This window comes from Paenisporosarcina sp. OV554, from assembly GCF_003058165.1.
Lineage (GTDB): Bacteria > Bacillota > Bacilli > Bacillales_A > Planococcaceae > Paenisporosarcina.
In genome coordinates, this window is sequence record NZ_QBUC01000057.1 from 1 (window position 1) to 3130 (window position 3130).

At 34.1% G+C, this 3130-nt stretch carries 2 protein-coding genes, 1 pseudogene and 1 other annotated feature; of the genes and pseudogenes, 2 read left to right on the forward strand and 1 reads right to left on the reverse strand.

Annotated features, from left to right (window positions below; genetic code table 11):
• Positions 1-207 precede the first annotated feature (207 nt).
• Positions 208-378: pseudogene (locus C8K15_RS19760) on the forward strand (YdhK family protein); the annotation flags it as partial.
• 116 nt (positions 379-494) lie between these two features.
• Here the strand turns inward: C8K15_RS19760 and C8K15_RS19765 are convergent.
• Positions 495-1856, reverse strand: coding sequence for a sodium-dependent transporter (locus C8K15_RS19765; RefSeq protein ID WP_108588098.1), 1362 nt, complete (start codon positions 1854-1856; stop codon positions 495-497).
• A gap of 75 nt (positions 1857-1931) precedes the next feature.
• Positions 1932-2159 (reverse strand) — a binding site (T-box leader).
• A 306-nt stretch (positions 2160-2465) separates the two neighbouring features.
• Here C8K15_RS19765 and C8K15_RS19770 point away from each other — a divergent pair.
• Positions 2466-2975 carry a DUF2716 domain-containing protein gene (locus tag C8K15_RS19770; protein ID WP_108588099.1) on the forward strand — a complete coding sequence of 170 codons (510 nt, stop codon included), beginning with the start codon at positions 2466-2468 and terminating at the stop codon, positions 2973-2975.
• Positions 2976-3130: the final 155 nt, after the last annotated feature.

Genomic DNA, 3130 nt, shown 5'->3' on the forward strand with positions numbered 1-3130 from the left:
ATTTTTAGATATTTGAGAATCAGTTTTTTTTTCGTAATAAAGCTCTCTCTTTCAAGAAAGAAATATGAATTTCAGTCCCTTTTGCAGTGCCCTCATAAGGAGGTCTTTTTTGTTGTATTTAAATAATGTGTCCTTTAGTTGAACAATATAGGGAAGTAGCTCTTTTTCTTTTTCTTATTTGATTAACGGGGTAGGTTAGGGAGGATTAATATGGTTACCATTGAAGCTGACCACATGGTTGGAATGGAAGGTGCTGCTGCAGAAATTGATTCGGCAGAACTAACAACAGTATATATGGTCGATTACACTCCAACTTCAGATGGAGAAGTAGTGAAAAATCATAAATGGGTACCGGAAAGTGAATTATCTACCAAATAAATAGATAAGACTTAAGAATTGAAAGAGCTTATTCCATTATAGAATAAGCTCTTTTAACATATTTAGTTTTATAAGTGGAAAGCTTGGAAACACTACTTTTTCAGATAGTATTTATTTTAAAAAATTGCAATTATTTTATCCAGTAAGCCAGTAGTATCAAGGAATACGAGGATAATAACTAATGGAATGATGAACTTCATTATAAAGAACCATATATTAAATGCAGTTGCCCCTAAACGAGAATGCTGTAATAGTTCCTCCCGTAAAGTGCTTTTCTCTATCTTAAGTGAGACGAAAATAGAGATTAAAAGTACGCCTAACGGCATTAAAATATTACTAACTAAATAATCTGCAGAATCAAATAAGCTTTTCGAGAAAATTAGAATATCAGCAAAAATACTATAAGATAATGCGGAAGGGATTCCAACTATAAAAATTAGAGCACCAATAATAAACGCATACTTTGTTCGCTTTTCTGTTTTTCCTTTAACAATAGATGCTACAATTATTTCTAACATAGAAAAGGCGGAAGTTAATGTGGCAAACAAAAATAATGCTAAAAAACCTATTAAGAAGATTTCTCCAAAAACAATTTGATCAAATACAGCAGGCAATACAACAAATAGCAAACCTGGTCCTTCAGCTGGTTCTAAGCCTAGTGAAAATACAGCTGGGAAAATTGCTAAACCTGCCAATAAAGCAATCAATAAATTCATTGAAACAATTGAAATAGCTGGTTGTATTAAGCTTTCTTTTTTGGAAAGATAGGAACTATAAGTAACCATTACTGACACTCCGACACTTAAAGAGAAAAAGGCTTGGCCCATCGCAAAAAGGACACTTTCAGAAGTGATATTCGAGAAATCGGGCGCCAGAAAAAATTTCACACCCTCCATAGCATTATCTAATGTAAGCGAGCGAATGATTAGAATGATAAATAGTCCAAACAAAGCGGGCATCAGAATTTTATTTACTTTTTCAATTCCATTTTGAATCCCCTTAGCTACCACTAAAACTGTAATAACTAAGAATACAAATTGAGCAATAATAACCAAGAGAGGATTTCCAATCGTCATGTTAAAGACAGACCCATAATCTGCCCCTTCGCTAATAATTCCTCCAAAAAGACCTTTTGCAAAATATATTAAAATCCAACCACCAATTACACTATAAAAAGACAATAATAGAAAACTGGTGAATACCCCTAACTTCCCAATCCAATGCCAATTAGTATTAGGAGCAAGACTACGATACGCACTAATTGCTTCTTTTTGCGTGCTTCTACCAATAACAAACTCAGCTAATAATAACGGAAACCCCATAAACAAAGAAAATAAGATAAAAAGAAGAAAGAATGCTCCTCCTCCGCTTATACCTGTAACGTAAGGGAGCTTCCATATTGCCCCTACTCCAATAGCAGATCCTGCAGCTGATAAGATAAAACCAATCTTTGATGACCATTGCTCTGTTGTTTGCAAACTAACCATTCCAATCCATATTTATTATGTCTTCGATATATTAAAAGACAAAAAAGCCACGTCTCTATCTTTTACGATAGGGACGTGGCTGTTCACGCGGTACCACCCTAATTGGAAACAAGTCAATGTTTCCCACTTGGTAAAATAACGGTTTAACCCGTTTTTACACTACGTTTTGTATAAAGTAGTATAAAAAAAGCTCCAAGAATGAAATTCACCTAATCTTTGTATCAGTTTTCACCAACCACTGATTCTCTACTAACAGGGAGACCGGCTTAATAAAGTTCTTTTCGTCGCTCATTTAATATAAATAATAATAAACGAAATTATAGTATGAGAAAACGCATAGGTCAACCTTTTTATTTTAAAGTGAATATTTAACTCCTAGATTACTACTGCCAGTTTGGTATATATCCAGTATTTTGAGGTATTTCCTAAATTTAAAAGGCTCTGTTAAAGGGAAAGGTTGATGGTTGATTCTTCAACTAACGGTGCTTTACTTCAAGAAGGAGTGAAGCCTTTTTTCTTATTGAACTAACGGGGCAGGTTTGTTGAACAAGAAATGATATAATAACCCCCAATAAAAGCATCGTAAAGGGGGCTATTCAAATGGGAAATTGGATTGAATTATCCGCATTAGAATATAAAAAGGTATGGGATAGGATATATGATGAATTTGATTTTGAACCAAGCATATCAAACTTCCCATCTTTTGAAGTTCCAAATCCATTTATCACATATGATGTATCTTCGTTTTTAAATTGGTCCAGAGATTCAGATTCAGATACTTATGATGAGATTTATAATGATCTAGAGGATAAGTCATTGCTTGTTTTTCAAGAACTCACACAGAAGAATGAATATATGTATGCGGTAGATTGGCAGCATCCAGGTTATTGGATAAACCCCCATTTAGAATTTCCAAAAAGTGAGTTTAATGAATGGACAGTACCTATTTTTCCAAACGGTGATTATTACTTTTTTATTCACGAGAATTTTGAATGGGGATTATTGGGACACCCTTGGGAAGAGACCATCACTATTTTTGGAAAAGAATTGATAAAAGGTTTTGAAAAATCTCAACCCAGAATGTTTCAAAAGATATTACGGCAGGGATAATTTAAACCTTGTTAAACTAACGGGTGCTTTACTTCGAAAAGGAGTAGAGCTTTTTTCTTCTTGAACTAACGGGGCAGCATTCCTGTTTGAAGGATGTTCGAGGTCTTGAAAGAAAAAGAGCCCTCTAGTATGATGCATGAGTGTCAACGACCATT

What these genes read in the sequence shown, in the direction of transcription:
- C8K15_RS19770 (WP_108588099.1), top strand. Translation starts at nt 2,466, where the DNA reads ATGGGAAATTGGATTGAATTATCCGCATTAGAATATAAAAAGGTATGG.